Source organism: Halobacteriovorax sp. (genome assembly GCF_041587335.1).
Lineage (GTDB): Bacteria > Bdellovibrionota > Bacteriovoracia > Bacteriovoracales > Bacteriovoracaceae > Halobacteriovorax.
The window spans coordinates 1-16,588 of sequence record NZ_JBFGYP010000063.1; the positions used below are offsets into that span (position 1 = coordinate 1).

A 16,588-nucleotide genomic window follows, 5' to 3' on the forward strand; every position below is an offset into this window, starting at 1 on the left:
AACCGTTTGACGGTTCCGAGAGTTCGAATCTCTCTGTCTCCGCCATTTTAAATCACTTTTAAATTCAAAATCAAATCACTAAGGAAATTCTTTAGATGCATCAATTAGACTTATGGGAAGAAAAGTTTATTGCTCACTATAGTGGGAATGTCTTTAAGGACAAGAGCCATGACTTGTTTCACTTTAAGCGCGTCTGGAATATCTGTAAGAGACTAAATGTAGATGAAAAAGCCAATTCTCTAGTTCTCTTGGCCTCTAGCTACTTTCATGATTTAGTAAACTACCCTAAGGATTCATCTCAAAGAAGTTTATCATCTAAGCACTCTGCAATTGAAGCAGAGAAGATACTATCGAGTATGGGGTTTCCTGAAGAGCTTCTTGCAAATACTATGCATTGTATAGAAGCTCATTCTCATAGTGCTAGTATAGAGACAGAGACCTTAGAGGCAATGATAGTACAAGACGCTGATAGAATGGAATCTCTAGGCGCCATTGGAATCGCGAGAACATTTTATGTCTCCGGCATTATGGGAAGTTCGTTGTTTGATTCAAGTGATCCTAGTGCAAAAAATAGAGATTTAGACGATAAGAGATATGCTTTGGATCATTTTTGGGTAAAGCTTTTTAAGATTCCTGAAACGATGAAGACAGAAGAAGGTAAACTTGAGGCAAGTAAAAGGGTCGATGTTCTTAAAGACTTTGTGTCTCAATTAGAAGAAGAGTTAAGAATTTAATTACTCTCATCTACCCATGCATATGAGCTATCAGTATTACTTAAGTATTGATCTTCAAGCATATACTCAATTAACTCTTGCTGCTCTACTTCAGTAAGTTGCTGTGTTGAAAGTTCGGTAATACTAAACTTTACTCCTGAGACAACAATGATGAGGCAACAAGATAGAGCGAAAGACTTTATGTTAAGAAGGTTCATTATAGATGAAGCATCATCTTCTATTTTTTGATAGATTTGATCCAGCTCATTCTTTGGGGTTTTTGGAGCACTCTTATCATTTTTAATTAAATCTTTTAACTTTTGATCATTCATTTTCCACTCCATTGTTTTTAAGAAAAGTTGTGAATTTTTCTTTGGCATAGTGAATACGTGATTTTGCTGTACCTTCTGAAATTGATAGGGTCTCAGCAACTTCTTTTTGGCTATATTCAAACTTATAAAAAAGTATAAATGCCTCTCTATGTTTCAAATTCAAAGAGTGAAGCGCTTTGGAAATAAGATCTTTTAATTCATTGTTGTCTCCTGAGATTTCAGAGCTAACTTCACTTTCTAGGTAATTCTTATTCTTTCTTAAGTAATCATATGTTGTATTCATTGCAATTCTGTACAGCCATGTTCTAAAGCTTGATTTCCTATTAAAGCTATCAAATTTTTTCCAGGCCTTTAAAAAAGTATCTTGAACAATATCGTCGATGTTTTGATTTCTTACCATCCAGTAAATACTCGTTCTGATAAATTCAGCATTTTCCATGTAGAGTTTATCAAAATCCTCTCTCTTGACCTCTAGTGAGGACTCAGAAAGAGGATTGAGAATATCTTTTATTAGATGAATCAAAATAAATCCTTATTGTTCCGACTTTTCTTTTCTCATGCCACGTCTCTTTTTAAATTTTTCTTTTCTCTTTTCATCAAGTTCCATGAACTTTGTTCTTTGTTCTTCATTTAGAATGTTTTTTAGAGCAACCATTTTTGAAAATCTTAGTTCTTCAATTTTTGCTCTAACTGTTGAGATTTCTCTATGTATCGTAAGCATTTTCTCATCTGATATGTTACTGATAAATCCTTTCTTAATATCTTCTTTTAAAGACTTGATCTTATCTTTAAGTGGCTTTCTTTCTTCTCGTTTCGCTTTTTCTGACTCTCTAAAAGTTTTAAGTTTTGCGAATTGTTCCTTTGAGAGGTTTAATTCTTTGAGCATTCCAAATTGACCACCCTTTTTTCCTCTTTCACCTTTGCAAAATAAGACTTCTTTATCTCTTTTTCCTTCCTTACATGTACCGCTCTTTTCTCCTTTCTTTCCTTGGAAAGTACAAGCATCTCCAACAGACTTCTCTGCACACGCAGCTTTTCTAACTTCAAACATCTCCCCTTTTTTAGCGTGAGTGTTGTAAGTAAATAAAAGAGTAATAACTGTAAGGCTTAATAATGACTTCATATATATCTCCGAGTTGATAGCTTTAGTTGCTATGTAATACTTAGACGGTTCAAAGCATTAAAAAGTTCATTTTTATTTGAAGTCTAAATATCTGATTTTATGAATTTTCTTACTTTAATTATAAACGAATTTTAGATTTATTGGATAAGTTCAGAGATTGCCTAGGATGTATGTATATGTGTAATTCTTACTTTTGGTAACTTGACAGCCGATCGAGTAACCGCTAATTTATGTCTTAAATGTGCACCCTTGGCTCAGCTGGATAGAGCATCTGACTACGAATTAGAAGGTCGGGAGTTCGAATCTCTCAGGGTGCACCATTTATCTTAAAAAAACCAGAGTTTAACCCACTCTGGTTTTTTTTTTGCTCAATTCACTTTTTAAGTACCTAATATCTTTAAAGTCCACTCTTGCCATAGTTGGGAAGTGCTCTAGCGCTTGGATCACTTACCTTACAATTTTCCCATTCCTGATTTGGCAGCCATATCGCTTCTATGAGATGGGATTGATTAGGATAGTGCTTTTCAAATATTTGTCTGTATAGGAAGGATTCTTTGGTCGTAGGAGTGCAGTGAGGATAAAGCTCCTTACTTCTTGAGAACTCTTGGTCAGTAATTGTTAGCTCGGCAAGAGTTTTTAGATAATCAACACTTGAGTGACCTACAGCATCGCTAAAGGCAGCCTTTTGTCTATAGAGGATGTCCTTAGGAAGATAGTCTTCTAAATCAAATGCAGCCCGTAGAAGAAATTTTCCATGACCTGTAGTATTCATTTTTAATTTTGGTGGAATACTCATGACAAATTTAGAAAAAGACTTATCACTAAATGGTACTCTTGCTTCTAATGAGTTGGAACTGATACATCTGTCCGCTCTTAGTACATCATAGATATAGAGCTCTTTCATTCTTTTTGCCGCTTCTTTTTGAAACTCAGATGGTGATGGAGCAAAATCTGTATATTTATATCCAAACATTTCATCACTGCACTCACCTGTCATTAATACTTTGATATCTGTAGTCTTTTTAATGTACCTACATATTAAGTCCATCCCTAGAGATGCTCTGATGGTTGTAATATCAAAGCTCTCAAGTCTATAGATTAGGGTGTCTAGCGTTTCTAGTAGATCTGATTTAGAGAATAAATACTCTGTATGATCTGAGTCAATATGATCGGCTACAATTTTGGCGTATTTCGTATCGATAGGATCTTCTTTTATCCCAACAGCAAAAGTTTTGATTCTCTCTTTCGATTCTCTAGCAGCTATTGCGCATACAAGACTACTATCTAATCCTCCGCTTAATAGAAATCCAATCTTAGCATCAGAGTCTAGTCTTTTAATAACGGCTTGCTCAAGGAGCTGTTTGATACCATGTAGCGCCTTGTCTTGAGTAATTTCCTCGTCAACTTGAACTTCATGAATAGAGTCAAACTCTATAAAGCTAGAGCCATCAAAGTAGTGACCAGGAGGAAAGGGCTTAATCTTAGTGCAGAAGTCCTGAAGAGCTTTTACCTCAGAAGCAAATGCAATAGTTGAGTCATCTTTCTTGTAACCATAGAATAAAGGCCTAATGCCTATTTGGTCACGAGCAGCTAAGAACATTTCTTGTTGATGGTCCCAAATGACAAATGAGAATTCTCCATCTAGATTTTTGCAAAGTTTTTCTATTCCAAACTTCTTATATAGTGGGAGAATGACTTCACAGTCTGATTTAGATTGAAATACTTCCCCTGAAAGTAATGTACCTTTAATTTGTTGATGATTATAAATTTCTCCGTTACATACAATTGCATCTTGAGAGGAGTTTTGAAAAGGTTGCATACCTTTATCTGAGAGATCCATAATAGATAACCTGTGAAAGGCCATTATGACATTTCCTTCTAGCTTTAAAACTTTCGATTGATCGGGACCTCTATACTTTATTTTACTAAAACTATCTTTTTCAATTTGAGTAAGGTCCTTACTTTTAAATGCCATAAAACCACACATAAACACTCCCCTTGGTGTTGATTTATCGGTTAATGATAGCTTTTGCTGAATAATTATTAATAGTAATGAGCTTTGACTGTTAATTATTTAATAGAGGGTATGTTTTTGTGTTAAAATGATAAAAAAGGGGGAGGGAAATCATGGATAATTATCAAATTGATAGTCTAGATAGACGCATAATTGAAGAACTTCAAAAGGATGCTAGAAGGCCTTTCTTAGAAATTGCGAGAAAGTGCAATGTTGCAGGTGGAACGATTCATCAGAGAATAGAGAAACTTCGAGAAAGAGGGATTATCACAGGTAGTAAAATAACTATCGATCACAAGAAACTAGGTTATGGTGTAGAGGTTCTTCTTGGGATACATTTAGTTAACGCAAAAGTTGTATCTAAAGTTGTTAAGAAATTAGAGAAATTTCCTGAAGTGGTTCAGTCTTTGTATACAACAGGTAACTATGCTCTTTTTATAAAAGTGGTTACAAAAGATATCGATCACTATCACAACTTCCTTGTGAAGAAGCTGCAGGCAATTGAAGAGATAAGATCAACAGAGTCATTCATATGTCTTGAGACTCCAATAGATAGAGAGCTTCAAGTTTAGTTACGCACTATGTTTTCTCATAATCATTTCACTGAAGACATTGTTCCAGTTGATTAAATTTTTGTGAGAGTTTTCAACGATAGCATTAAAGGACTTCTTCTCAAGTGGTTTAAACATAAATCCGTTTGCTCTCAGTTTATAGCAAGCTGTGAAGTTAATAAGATTATCAGAGGCCGTTATAATAATAACTTCTGTTCCTGATTCAAGATCAATAATATTAGATAAGAGACGATCTCCATACATCTCTTTCATATTAATATCTACTACAGCTATCTGAGTTTCATTTTCTTTCATAAACTCCAAAGCTTCTTTTGGAGAGGTAAATGAGTAGATATCGAACTTGTCATTGTTTTCTAGGAATCTATTCATTAATGTTAATGATTCTGGATCATCATCTACAAGAACTATTTTAATAGGGTATTGAAGTATAAACATAGTAGTCTCCTAATAGTATTATATCGGAAAATTCGTCTTATACTTGGTATATAGGTTGAAAATTAAGATAATATTACCTTAGGCTCTTCAGGGAAACGTAATGATTGATATTTCAAATTTAAAAATTAGGCAAGATATAGACAGGGTCCATTTATTGCAGTGGGGACACTTCTCTATTATTTCCTTGGCCTTTATTATAGAGGGTTTTCTTAATATAAAGATATTTTGGACAATATTTACCTTAATGGGTTTAATGATTTTTTATAAGCTTTATTTTAAAACTCTAACAGATCTCTACTATTCATTTTGGACGTTCACTTTTGCGACAGGTAGTTTTATTGCCTATAAGCTCTACCATATCGTGATGACTCAAAGTGAGCTTCAACTATTTTATCTATATTTAATTGCGGGAGTAATTCTATCGATTGAGTCCTATATTTTACTATCTCCTATTTACTATCCACGAGTCTCATGGTGGGAGTATGACTTTAGATTTAGAGATGATTCAAAAGTAGAGTTTTTATTTGAAGATAAAAAATGCGAAGCAAGGTTAACAGATTTAAGAAGAAATGCTGGATGTCTTGCCTCTTTTAAAGATATTAATGTCGGAGAAAAAGTGAAAATATTTGCTTCCAATGGAGTTAAGAATTTTAGATTTCAGGTAGAGATAATGAGTCGAAGAAGATACTCTCTTGGAAGACCGGCGTCACATGGAGTTAAGTTTATTTTTGATGATGATTATACTGAGTCGGAATACGAAGAATTTCACAGCTACTGGTCAAATGAAAAAGTATTTAAAAAGAAAACTAGATACAGAAAACAAGGTTCAAATGCATAACTTCGAAGAATATAAGTGGATGATGAGTGTTGCAATGGATGAGGCGTATAAAGCCTACTCTATTGATGAGGTTCCTATAGGGGCGGCCATTGTTGATGAGTCTGGAAATGTATTGAGTCAAACTCATAATGAAAAAGAGCATAATCATGACCCTTGTGGACATGCTGAAATCTTAGCAATCAGGGAAGCTTGTAAGAAACGAGGAAATTGGCGCCTTAGTGGTTGTACAATCTTTGTAACACTGGAGCCTTGTCCAATGTGTTTGAGTGCTCTGATTCAAGCGAGAGTTGATAAGTTAGTCTTTGCTGCTTATGATCCAAAAGGCGGAGCGATAAGTCTTAATTATAATCTTTATAAAGATAAAAGACTTAATCATAACTTTAGTGTTGTTGGAGGAGTCGGTCACTTTGAGTCATCAAAGATACTCTCTCGATTCTTTAGAGAAAAAAGATCTTCATATAAGAAATAATAAATCTCTAGAAATAGACACTTCAGATCTTAGTTGATAAAAATATAAGAAGTCTTAAATGCGGAGAATTGGCCGAGTGGTCGAAGGCGCACGCTTGGAAAGCGTGTAAGCGGCAACGTTTCGAGGGTTCGAATCCCTTGTTCTCCGCCATTCTGCAAATCTTCAATTATCTTATCTTCTTATTTAGATTAAGTTACCCAAGATTAACTTGATATTTTAGTAAGCATCATCGAGATAAAAGTGAATAATTATGAGTAGATTCCTTAACAAATTGACATCGGGGTTCTAAGAAAATATGATGGCGGTCGGTAGTCTGACTCACGTCAATTGTATTCATGGTGAACTCCGCCAGGTCGGGAACGAAGCAACGGTAACTTTTGGTATGATGTGTCGTTGAGTTAGGCTGCCCCTTAGATATCACAATCCCCCTTTTTCATTGCCTAAATCCATTAATTTCATTACCTTTAACTAACGAATTTATTAATCGAAGTGGATAGTTTTAATGTCTTATCAAGTTCTTGCAAGAAAATGGAGACCCAAGAGATTTCAGGATGTTATAGGCCAGAGCCATATAACGAAATCTCTACAGAATGCTTTGTCTAGAGACAAGCTAGGGCACGCCTATATATTAACTGGGACGCGTGGGATTGGAAAAACTTCTGTTGCGAGGATATTTGCTAAGGCAATTCGTTGTGAGGCAAGACTAGAGGATTCAAATGCTTGTGGAGCTTGCGATAGCTGTATAGATTTTGATAGCGCTAGCTCAATGAATGTCGTTGAGATTGATGGTGCATCAAATAATAGTGTTGATGATATCAGAGACCTAATTGGTAACATTCAATATTTACCTACGAGTGGTAAGTATAAAATTTATATAATTGATGAAGTTCACATGCTTTCAACAAGTGCTTTTAATGCACTTTTGAAAACTTTAGAAGAACCTCCGGCACATGCGATTTTTATCTTGGCCACAACTGAACCTGAGAAACTTTTAGGAACAGTTCTTTCTAGATGTCAGAGATTTGATTTTAGAAATGCCGTAGTCTCTGATCTTGTAAATCATTTAAAGAAAATTTCAGAAGAAGAGAATATACAATTTGAAAATGAATCAATTATTAAGCAGATTTGTATTCAAGGGAAAGGTTCAGTTAGAGATACTCTCTCACTTCTAGATCAAGTTTTAAGTTTTTCTGAAAATGGAGTGATTAATGAGCAAAGTGTTACGTTTGCTCTAGGGCTTGCTAAGACTTCTGTAATTATTGAGTTAGTAAGCGATATTATAAATGGTGACAAAGATAACGTTGTTAAACTCTACAAAAACTTATTAAATGAAAATGTATCGGTAAAAAATATTTGTCACTCTTTATTAGATGAATTTTACTTATTTATTTCTCAAATTGATCATATTGAAAATCTAAAAAAGAGATGGCCTAAGGTTGACTCTACTCAGCTACAGTCCGGTGAAGTTTTTTGGATATATGAAAGTATTTCTAAAGATGTTGCTTGGACACTATCATCTCTCTCTCCAGAGAACTGTACTGAGATAGCCTTGCAAAAAGTTGCCCTTCGTAACTCTTTTTTTGAAAAGAGTGAAGTACCTAAAAAAAAAGTTAATAAACCTATAGGTGAAGAACCTCAACCACAAGCTAATGAACCTAATGAAGTAAAGCCAGGTATAGACTTAGTTTCTGATAAGAAGCCAGAAGTTTCTATTGAGAAGGTAGAGCAATCACCTGTTGAGAAAACGGAAGAAATAGATCCAAAAGAAGAGTTCTCTAAAATGAGCTCTGCTCTTGAGAGCTCAGAAAAAATAGAGAAACCTATCGTTGAAGATGAAGTTCAAAAAACATCTAAAGACGAAGAAATTCTTAAGGAAAAGTCTGTTGAAGATTTACCAAGGGATTGGGATGGATTTCTCGCCTACTTATTCAAAGTATCTCCTGCCTCTGCGGCAAATCTTGAGCAAGGAAATATTTTATCACCACTTTCTGTTACCGAATCTTCGGTATCTATAGAAATAGGATTTCCTGAAACAAGTAGAGTTTTTCTAGATTATTTAAAGGAGCAAGAATCTTTTGATAAATTGAAAGAACTTGTCGCTAACTTCTTTAGTGTGGAGATTGAAAAAGTTAACTTACAGTTAGAAACAGTAGATGAAGAAAAGGCCATCGATTCAGAATTTAAATCGAAAGCACAAATAAAACAAATGGAAGAAGAGAAAGTTGAAGAAGATAAAAAGGATAAAATAAGAAGTCACCCTTTTATCAAGCAAGCTGAAACAATTTTTAATTCAAAAATAGATAAAATAGTAATTTCAAAAGATAAAAATAATTAGGAGCTTTTTATGGCAAAGAACTTAAATCACTTAATGAAGCAAGCACAAGTAATGCAACAAAAGATGTCTACTCTACAAAAAGAGTTAGAGTCTAGAGAGCTAGATATTTCTGCTGGCGGTGGAATGGTTAAGATCAAAATAAATGGTAAACAAGAAATATTAGAAATGAAAATTAACCCTGAATGTGTTGACCCATCTGATGTTGAAACATTAGAGGAACTTGTTCAGACAGCTGTTAATCAAGCAGTTAAAGAGTCTCAAGATATGGTTAGTGGGGCAATGAGTAAAGTTACTGGTGGATTAAATATCCCAGGACTTTTCTAAGGTCGATTGTGGAACTTCCGGAAACCTTACTAAATGTAATTGATCAATTGAGTAAAATTCCTGGTGTTGGCGATAAAACGGCAACTAGGCAAACACTTATATTGGCAAAGTGGTCTACGGAAGATTTAAACTCTTTTGGTGATGCCATGAAAAATTTGGCAAATCTGAAAGCATGTATAGATTGTGGAATGTATTCTGATAATGATTATTGTGAAATATGTTCTGACAGCGAAAGAAAGAAAGAGCAGTCAATTTGTGTCGTTGAAAATGTGACAGACTGCTTGGCCATCGAGAGAAGTGGAAACTATAGTGGTCTTTATCATATTCTTGGAGGCGTTCTAAATCCTTTAATGGGTGTAGGGCCAGAAGAGTTAAAGATTGATTCTTTTGTTAAAAGGGTAAGGTCTCTAGAGGTTGATAGTATCATTTTAGCTGTAAACCCTTCTGTTGAAGGAGATGCAACTTGCTCATATATAAAACAAGTCCTACCTGATAATGTTGAAGTTGATAGAATTGGCTTTGGAATTCCAATGGGTGGAAGTCTTGAATACTTAGACACAATGACAATTGCAAAGGCCTTAGAGAATAAAAAGAAAATGTAAACCAGGGAGTGGTTTTGTTTAGCCTAGAAAATTTACCAAAACTAGCGCACGAATTCTTTTCAGAAGTAGCTGACTTATCTCAGCTGACTAATAGTAGTCTATTTCTTTGTAGATCTGACGGTGTGCCTCTCTATGTTAGGAATGAACTTAATTCTGAATTCGATGATGCATCTGTAGGCGCTCTTCTTGGTGGCGTATGGCAAGCTGCTAGAGCAATGGCCTCGTTTATTCCTAATTCTAGTATGGAAGAAGAGTATAGACTAAGCTTTGATACTTCCGACAAAGGTATCTATATAGTACCAGTAAGTCTTGATGGAGAAGAAGTTTACCTTGGACTAATTTACTTTAATGAAGTGAATCCAGGCATGATTAAAGCAAAGCTTCGTGAAATTAGCTGGAGACTTGCTGAATTTTGGACAATGGTAAATATAAAGGCTGAAGTTCAGGATTCAAACTTATTTAATAATATTACTGATGAAGAGATGGATAATCTCTTTGCATCAACACTTCAATAATTGAGGACTTGATATGTCTTTTGTGAACTATCATTCAAAAGAAATTAACTGTAAAATTGTTTACTACGGTCCAGGCCTTGGTGGAAAAACGACAAATATACAGCACGTTTACCAGAAAACATCTGGAGACTCTAAGGGAAAAATCATTTCATTAAATAATGAAAATGAGAGAACACTCTTCTTTGACTTCTTACCACTAGATCTTGGAGAGATTAGAGGCTTTAAAACAAGGTTTCATCTTTACACAGTTCCTGGGCAAGTTTTCTATGAGGCGAGTAGAAAGTTAATTCTTCGAGGAGTTGATGGAGTTGTATTTGTTGCCGATTCACAAGTTGAGAGACTTGATGCAAATATAGAGAGCTTAAAAAGTTTAGAAAGTAACCTCTTAGAGCAAGGGTATGATATGTCTCAAATTCCAATTATTATGCAATGGAATAAGAGAGACTTGCCTAATGTGATGAGTACTGAAGACTTATCTGAAAAACTAAATAAATGGAATCTCCAAGAGTTTGAAGGAATAGCAACTCAAGGTAATGGAGTATTTGAATCATTGAAACATATTAGTAAGTTAGTTCTTATGAACTTGAAAAGTGGTGTTGAATAAGCTCTAGAGTTTAGAGCTTTTTTCTAAAAAGCTTAGCATTACTAAGTGTGTTTCAAGTAGGGCCTCTTGATTATAGAAGCTTGATCTAGTTCCTATTAAGTGGTGACCTTTAAGAATGCCCAAGTTTATACCTTTAAAATAGCTTGGATATTGAGAATTCTTTGTATCTACTACACCATCATTATTTTCGCTACTTTGAAAAATCAATTTAGTAAGCACCATCCATATATGACTTTCGTACCACTCTGACTCTAGTCCTATTGCGGAATAGAAATGTAGTTTTGGAAGTTCTTTGTGATTTCTTTGAAACCAATTAGATTGATAATCGCTAGAAAGAGATTGTTGAAACTCTTTCATCATAATATCTTTTTTCTTATCGATATACTTATACAATTTAGTATTTTCAAAGATATGAACACTGTTGATCATTTTAAAGATTTTCTTTTTTAAATGATCTGATCCAAGGATGGGAGATGCAATAGTACTTACACCTTCAATATGTTCTTCGGCCCACTCTTTTTCATTTTTTAAAAAATGAAGAGTATCGAGTCCACCTTTTGAAAAGCATAGTAACCATAATTTTTCATTAGGGTTTTCTTTACTATATCTCTTGAGTTGTTCTGCTAATAATTTTGAGTTGTACTTAGATGACTTGGCACCATTAACATTTGCGGCTATGTACTTAATACCCTTCGTTTTAAAAAGATGTTGCGCACCTCTTTCAAAAGCTGGTGTTGAAAACATCTCATTGAATACACCAGATATGAGAACTAACGTTGAATCAATTTTTGGAATTGAAATTCTAGAAGTATGTTCAGCTGTTTTATGAGAATAATCTAGCTCAAGATAAATAGCTTCAAAAATCGCTGCTTCATCATACTTTGAAAAAATACTACTGTCAGACTTTGCTGTGGCCTCAATGATCTCTTGAAATCCTTCGTCTTCTATAAAGTTATTACGCCTATTGAAAAAATCTATATGCGCGTGAAGGTGTCTAAGAGTTGAATGCGAAATCCACGTTCCAGAGTTTGTTAAAGTTTTTACCAGGTGTCCCATCGAAACGATATTGGGTTGTCTTATGAAAACTTCGACAGCTTCAATTGAGTCTCTAATTGACGTACGAGTGGCGCTCTCTAAGAAATTCTTAGTGTGTTGTTTGTATGATTGGTACTGTTTCAAGTATTTCATACATGTATCTTTTGTCGCTACTGCAGGTGCCATATTACTTAAATCCACTTTCAAATTGAATGTGCCTCGAGTAGAATTGTGTCATTAACCAATTTGAGTAGTCAAATATTGATGATACGAGGGAAGAATGGCCGAAAAAGCAATAGGAATTATTGGTGGTAGTGGTGTTTACAATATAGAAGGTATTGAAATTATAGAAGAACAATCTATAGAGACTCCATTTGGAAAACCTTCAGATAAAGTTATCCATGCAAAAATTGACGGAGTTGAGTTCTATTTCATTCCGCGTCATGGAAGAAATCATCATGTGTTACCTCATGAAGTGAATTACTGTGCAAATATTTATGCCCTTAAGTCACTGGGTGTTGAGTATTTAATATCGGTATCAGCTGTAGGTTCACTAAAAGAAGAGTGCCCACCAACAACAATGGTACTTCCTGATCAATTTATAGATTGGACCAAAGGCGGAAGAAGAAGAACATTCTTTGGAGAAGGTATAGTTGGACATGTTTCAACAGCATATCCGATAGAAAAAGGTCTTCAGAAAGTTCTAGAGGATTCTTGTAAAGAGACTGAAGCGAATTATCATTTAGGGGGCTCATATATTTGTATTGAGGGTCCGCAGTTTTCTTCAAAAGCAGAGTCAAATATTTACAGAGGCTTTGGTGCTACAGTTATAGGAATGACTAATGTTCCAGAAGCTTACTTAGCTAAGGAAGCGGGAATGGCCTATGCTACCCTAGCAATGGTTACGGATTATGATTGTTGGCGTGAAGATGATCATTGCTCTGTGGAGGAAATAATGAAAGTAATGAGCAGTAATAACAAAACAGCGCAAAAGATTATTAAAAGCGCTTTGAAAAGTTTAAATAAGAATAGGTTTGATTTTGTAAAAGAGAATACTTTTGCAATAATGACTCCAGAGAGTGCAATGAATTCAGAGCAAAAAGAAATTTGCAAAGTGCTAAAGGCGTAATGACTTATAAAAAACATTATTCAGTTTTAAATAAAGAGGTTGTTGATATTCTCAATGAGAATTGTGAGCAACTAGATAATATAAACTTTGCTGATATGACATTTGGAGCAGGAGGGCACACTTTTGCTTTAGCCGGAACAAATGAAAATATTAATGTTTATAGTGTTGATCAAGATCCTGATGCTCTTAAGAATGGAAAAAGTCATATTGATGAATTGAACCTAAGCGAAAGAGTTTTTTTAAATGATATGAACTTTGAAGAGTTTCCTGAATTTATAAAGGAAACTCACCCAGAATTAAAGTTTAATGGAATTGTAGCTGACCTCGGTGTTTCTAGTCATCACTTTGATCAAGGAGAGAGAGGATTCTCTTTTCGTTTTGATGCCCCATTAGATATGAGAATGGATGCAGATAATGATGAATTAGAAACAGCAGCTTATATAATCAATAATTACTCTAAGGAAGATTTAGAAAATATCTTCTTTAGATATGGTGAAGAAAAGTTCTCGCATAGAATTGTTAGAAGTATTCTAGAGAAGAGAGAGATTGCCCCTATAGAAACAACCAAAGAGCTAGAGCAGTTAATTATTAATTGTTATCCTAAAAAGCTTCAGTTTGGAAAAATTAATCCAGCTACAAAATGTTTCCAGGCCCTTCGCATAAAAGTTAATAAAGAATTAGATGTTTTAGAAAGGGTTATTCCTGGTTTACTTGACCTTCTTGATATAAATGGACGGCTTGCAATTATCACTTTTCACTCATTAGAGGATAGAATCGTTAAAAATCTATTTAAAGACGCCGTGCAGGGTGAGGTTCCTTATGAGTTATACACTAAAAAGCCTATCGTCCCTTCTCATGGGGAGTTAGAGGAAAATCCTCGTTCACGAAGTGCTAAACTTAGAGTGATAAGTAAAATAAAAGAAAAAAAATCGAAGAATAAGTATGCACAATTTTCAAAAATAGGCGAAAATAGATAAAGGGGCATGAAGCTCCACTTTTATAAAGTTGTTTTATTAAGCAAGAAGCTTAGGAGACAGCAGATGGCTGCTAAAAAAAGAAAATCTAAATCTAGATCAAAAAGTACACTTTCAAATTCTGTATCAGAATCTTTCAAGAAAGTATTTCTAAGCTCACAAGGCTTACCTATAATGCTGACATTGTCTGTATTAGGAGTTTTGTTTGTTCTTTTTAGAATGAAAGGAATTGAACTTAACTATAAGATTACTAATATGAATAAAGATATAGAAAAAGTAGCACTAGAGAGTAAAGAGCTGAGAGCTAAGAAGGCCCGCCTTCTTTCTGTTAAAAATCTCAGAACTATTGCTAGAAAATACGAACTTAAACAACCTAAGCAAAACCAGGTGATTGTAATTCCTTAATTATGGAAGATAGTAAAACTAAAATAAAAATATCATTCTTTGTCTTCTTTGCACTATTCTCAGCAATACTAGTGAAGGCCTTTATTGTTCAGGTTGTAGATAAAGATTTACTACTGACTAAAGCAAAGAGACAGTTCTTTAGAGAAAGAACTACTTACCCAAAAAGAGGGAGTATTCTTGATAGAAATGGTAACCCTCTTGCTATAAATGTTCAGACTTACAGTATATTTACTATTCCTAAAAACTTAAAAGGTGATTACTCAACTTATAAGCAAGTGTCTAAGATTGTTCCTGGGCTTACTTATAAAAAGATTCTTTCAATAATAAAGAAAAGAAAAAAGTTTACCTTTCTTGCTAGAAAAATTGAGCTTAGTTCTGATCAAGTTAAAGCACTTAAAGAATTAAAGGGTGTACATATTGAGGCCGTCGCAAAAAGGTTTTATCCAAATCATGAACTTTCAAGTCAAACAGTAGGTTTTGTAGGAATAGATAATGTAGGCTTATCTGGTATTGAACATGCTTTTGATGAACAACTTAGAGGGAAACCAAAGATTACAAAGTATGTAATTGATAGAAAAGGTAGACCCGTAAAGTTTGAAAGTACACAAGTAGGCAGTGGTGCTAAAGATATTGTTCTTTCAATTGATAAAGATCTTCAGTCAATAGCAGAAAAGGCTTTGAAGGATGCTGTTGAAGAGTATGGAGCTATAAGAGGTGGCTTTGGAGTAATGAACTCTGAGACTGGTGAAATTTTGGCGATGGGGAATTATCCAAACTTCGATCCAAATGAGCCACATAAATCACCATCTAAAAATAAAAAATTAGCCTTTATCACAGACCCTTTTGAACCAGGCTCTACTTTTAAAGCGCTAACAATTGCTTCGGCACTTGAGCATAAGATTGCTAGACCAGATACAAATTATTATTGTGAGCAAGGAAAGCTTAGAGTTGAAGGTCATGTTATCAGTGAAGCAGAAGCCAGAAAGAAATTTGAATGGTTATCGGTTTCAGAAATTTTACAATACTCTTCTAACGTAGGTACAACAAAGATTGCTTTTGACTTAACTTACCCAAAACTAAAAGAAACTCTGAAGAAGTTTAAAATTGGTGAAAAGACTGGTCTTGAGCTTGCCGGAGAATCAAGAGGTATATTTAACGATGAAGAAAATGTACCTCCTCTAAGCCTAAGTAATATCAGTTTTGGTCAAGGTGTTGCTGCGACAGGTATTCAAATGCTAGCAGCATATTCGGCCATAAGTAATGGTGGGTACTATATTAAGCCAACTATATTAAAACGTGATAAGTCAGAGTTAAACGAAGAAAATAAAACTCAAATAATCGATTTCCAAACTTCTAGAGAGCTAAAAGAAATGTTAGTGAAGGCCGTAGAGGAAGGAACAGGCGGGAAAGCAAGAATCCCGTACTTTACTATCGCAGGTAAAACATCGACTGCTCAGAGATCTGATAAAAATGGAGGATATAGTGGATATATCCCAGGATTTTTAGGTTTCCCAATTGGAACTAAAGACAAATTTACTGTTTACGTTTATGTAGATAAACCTGCTAGAGGTAAGAAGTACTATGGGGGTACGGTTACAGGACCTGTGTTCAAAAAAATTGCTCAATATATTCTTTATAAAGATCGTAATTTAGGTAACCTAACAGTAAAGAAAAAGTTTAATACAAAGAACTCATTTGATACAGTAAGAATAAAGCACTCTTCAACTAGAATTATTAAGGGGGGAGTTCCAAACTTTCAAGGTCTTGATAAAAAATCAGCGAGTCGACTTGCTAAAAAACTTGGTCTGAGAATAATTCATAACGGTATTGGCGTTGTATCTTCTCAAAGCCCTGAAGTCGGTGTAAAAGTTGAAGGTGAAACTTTAGTTAGACTTTACTACCAACCTCCGAGCTATGAATAATTCAAAAATAGAAGAACTTTTAAAAAATCACTTAATAAAAAACATCACTTTTTGTAAGGATGAAATATTGAGTGCAACGACAAATTTACAACTGGCGGATGAAGATTCTGTTTGCTTTTATCATATTACAGACTCCCCGAACTCAATTCAGGTCTTTCTTGAGAGGCTTAAAAATAGTGATTGTCGAAATATAATTGTCTCTAAAAATCTAGATATTGATAATGTAAATGTGTGGGTCGTTGATTAC

At 34.5% G+C, this 16,588-nt stretch carries 20 protein-coding genes, 2 tRNA genes and 1 other RNA gene; 17 read left to right on the forward strand and 6 right to left on the reverse strand.

All coding sequences use genetic code 11. From position 1 onward, the window contains the following. The first annotated feature begins 95 nt into the window (after positions 1-95). Positions 96-734 carry an HD domain-containing protein gene (locus ABX784_RS10060; protein ID WP_372654904.1) on the forward strand — a complete coding sequence of 213 codons (639 nt, stop codon included), beginning with the start codon at positions 96-98 and terminating at the stop codon, positions 732-734. Here the strand turns inward: ABX784_RS10060 and ABX784_RS10065 are convergent. From ABX784_RS10065 to ABX784_RS10075, 3 genes are read right to left on the reverse strand one after another with little or no spacing between them, the layout of a single operon-like run. Then, positions 731-1,045: a hypothetical protein gene (locus ABX784_RS10065; protein WP_372654905.1), complete on the reverse strand. Its 315-nt coding sequence runs from the start codon at positions 1,043-1,045 to the stop codon at positions 731-733. The genes ABX784_RS10060 and ABX784_RS10065 overlap by 4 nt on opposite strands. Beyond that, positions 1,038-1,568 (reverse strand): RNA polymerase sigma factor, encoded by a 531-nt coding sequence (locus ABX784_RS10070; RefSeq protein ID WP_372654906.1) that lies wholly within the window; start codon positions 1,566-1,568, stop codon positions 1,038-1,040. The genes ABX784_RS10065 and ABX784_RS10070 overlap by 8 nt, the downstream gene beginning before the upstream one ends. 9 nt (positions 1,569-1,577) lie before the next feature. After that, positions 1,578-2,168, reverse strand: coding sequence for a Spy/CpxP family protein refolding chaperone (locus ABX784_RS10075; protein WP_372654907.1), 591 nt, complete (start codon positions 2,166-2,168; stop codon positions 1,578-1,580). Between the two features lie 243 nt (positions 2,169-2,411). Between ABX784_RS10075 and ABX784_RS10080 the strand changes: the two genes are divergently transcribed. Continuing rightward, positions 2,412-2,488 (forward strand) — tRNA-Arg (locus ABX784_RS10080). A gap of 77 nt (positions 2,489-2,565) precedes the next feature. Here ABX784_RS10080 and asnB read toward each other — a convergent pair. Further along, positions 2,566-4,155 (reverse strand): asparagine synthase B, encoded by a 1,590-nt coding sequence (asnB, locus tag ABX784_RS10085; RefSeq protein WP_372654908.1) that lies wholly within the window; start codon positions 4,153-4,155, stop codon positions 2,566-2,568. A 140-nt stretch (positions 4,156-4,295) separates the two neighbouring features. On the opposite strand from asnB, the gene ABX784_RS10090 reads away from it, so the two are divergent. After that, complete coding sequence (locus ABX784_RS10090; RefSeq protein ID WP_372654909.1) at positions 4,296-4,754, forward strand: Lrp/AsnC ligand binding domain-containing protein; 459 nt, start codon at positions 4,296-4,298, stop codon at positions 4,752-4,754. Here ABX784_RS10090 and ABX784_RS10095 read toward each other — a convergent pair whose 3' ends face one another. After that, positions 4,755-5,189, reverse strand: a complete 435-nt coding sequence (locus tag ABX784_RS10095) for a two-component system response regulator (protein WP_372654910.1) — start codon at positions 5,187-5,189, stop codon at positions 4,755-4,757. A 100-nt stretch (positions 5,190-5,289) separates the two neighbouring features. On the opposite strand from ABX784_RS10095, the gene ABX784_RS10100 reads away from it, so the two are divergent. The 9 genes from ABX784_RS10100 to ABX784_RS10140 all read left to right on the forward strand — a co-directional run bounded on the left by ABX784_RS10100 (position 5,290) and on the right by ABX784_RS10140 (position 10,876). After that, on the forward strand, positions 5,290-6,027 hold the full coding sequence (locus ABX784_RS10100) for a hypothetical protein (RefSeq protein ID WP_372654911.1): 738 nt from the start codon (positions 5,290-5,292) through the stop codon (positions 6,025-6,027). Next, positions 5,972-6,496 carry a nucleoside deaminase gene (locus tag ABX784_RS10105; protein ID WP_372654912.1) on the forward strand — a complete coding sequence of 175 codons (525 nt, stop codon included), beginning with the start codon at positions 5,972-5,974 and terminating at the stop codon, positions 6,494-6,496. The genes ABX784_RS10100 and ABX784_RS10105 overlap by 56 nt, the downstream gene beginning before the upstream one ends. A gap of 62 nt (positions 6,497-6,558) precedes the next feature. Further along, a tRNA-Ser gene (locus ABX784_RS10110) sits at positions 6,559-6,646 on the forward strand. Positions 6,647-6,806: 160 nt separating this feature from the next. Next, positions 6,807-6,904, forward strand: an RNA gene (gene ffs, locus ABX784_RS10115) — signal recognition particle sRNA small type. 94 nt (positions 6,905-6,998) lie between these two features. Further along, complete coding sequence (dnaX, locus tag ABX784_RS10120) at positions 6,999-8,831, forward strand: DNA polymerase III subunit gamma/tau (RefSeq protein ID WP_372654913.1); 1,833 nt, start codon at positions 6,999-7,001, stop codon at positions 8,829-8,831. Between the two features lie 9 nt (positions 8,832-8,840). Continuing rightward, complete coding sequence (locus ABX784_RS10125; RefSeq protein ID WP_372654914.1) at positions 8,841-9,155, forward strand: YbaB/EbfC family nucleoid-associated protein; 315 nt, start codon at positions 8,841-8,843, stop codon at positions 9,153-9,155. Between the two features lie 8 nt (positions 9,156-9,163). Beyond that, positions 9,164-9,757 carry a recombination mediator RecR gene (recR, locus tag ABX784_RS10130; protein ID WP_372654915.1) on the forward strand — a complete coding sequence of 198 codons (594 nt, stop codon included), beginning with the start codon at positions 9,164-9,166 and terminating at the stop codon, positions 9,755-9,757. 14 nt (positions 9,758-9,771) lie between these two features. Then, positions 9,772-10,272, forward strand: a complete 501-nt coding sequence (locus tag ABX784_RS10135) for a hypothetical protein (RefSeq protein ID WP_372654916.1) — start codon at positions 9,772-9,774, stop codon at positions 10,270-10,272. Between the two features lie 13 nt (positions 10,273-10,285). Further along, positions 10,286-10,876, forward strand: a complete 591-nt coding sequence (locus ABX784_RS10140; protein ID WP_372654917.1) for an ATP/GTP-binding protein — start codon at positions 10,286-10,288, stop codon at positions 10,874-10,876. Positions 10,877-10,879: 3 nt separating this feature from the next. On the opposite strand, the gene ABX784_RS10145 is transcribed toward ABX784_RS10140, so the two are convergent. Further along, positions 10,880-12,118, reverse strand: a complete 1,239-nt coding sequence (locus ABX784_RS10145; protein WP_372654918.1) for a hypothetical protein — start codon at positions 12,116-12,118, stop codon at positions 10,880-10,882. Between the two features lie 73 nt (positions 12,119-12,191). Here ABX784_RS10145 and mtnP point away from each other — a divergent pair, with 73 nt between their 5' ends. From mtnP to ABX784_RS10170, 5 genes are all read left to right on the forward strand, one after another. Continuing rightward, positions 12,192-13,040, forward strand: coding sequence for an S-methyl-5'-thioadenosine phosphorylase (gene mtnP / locus ABX784_RS10150; protein WP_372654919.1), 849 nt, complete (start codon positions 12,192-12,194; stop codon positions 13,038-13,040). Continuing rightward, entirely contained in the window at positions 13,040-14,017 is a 978-nt protein-coding gene (gene rsmH / locus ABX784_RS10155; RefSeq protein WP_372654920.1) for a 16S rRNA (cytosine(1402)-N(4))-methyltransferase RsmH, read from the forward strand. Before mtnP ends, rsmH begins: the two co-directional genes overlap by 1 nt. A 63-nt stretch (positions 14,018-14,080) precedes the next feature. Next, positions 14,081-14,419 (forward strand): hypothetical protein, encoded by a 339-nt coding sequence (locus tag ABX784_RS10160; RefSeq protein WP_372654921.1) that lies wholly within the window; start codon positions 14,081-14,083, stop codon positions 14,417-14,419. A 2-nt stretch (positions 14,420-14,421) separates the two neighbouring features. Next, positions 14,422-16,341 (forward strand): penicillin-binding protein, encoded by a 1,920-nt coding sequence (locus ABX784_RS10165; RefSeq protein WP_372654922.1) that lies wholly within the window; start codon positions 14,422-14,424, stop codon positions 16,339-16,341. Continuing rightward, positions 16,334-16,588, forward strand: a 255-nt coding sequence (locus ABX784_RS10170; protein WP_372654923.1) for a hypothetical protein, incomplete at its 3' end; no start/stop codon positions are given. The genes ABX784_RS10165 and ABX784_RS10170, both read left to right, overlap by 8 nt.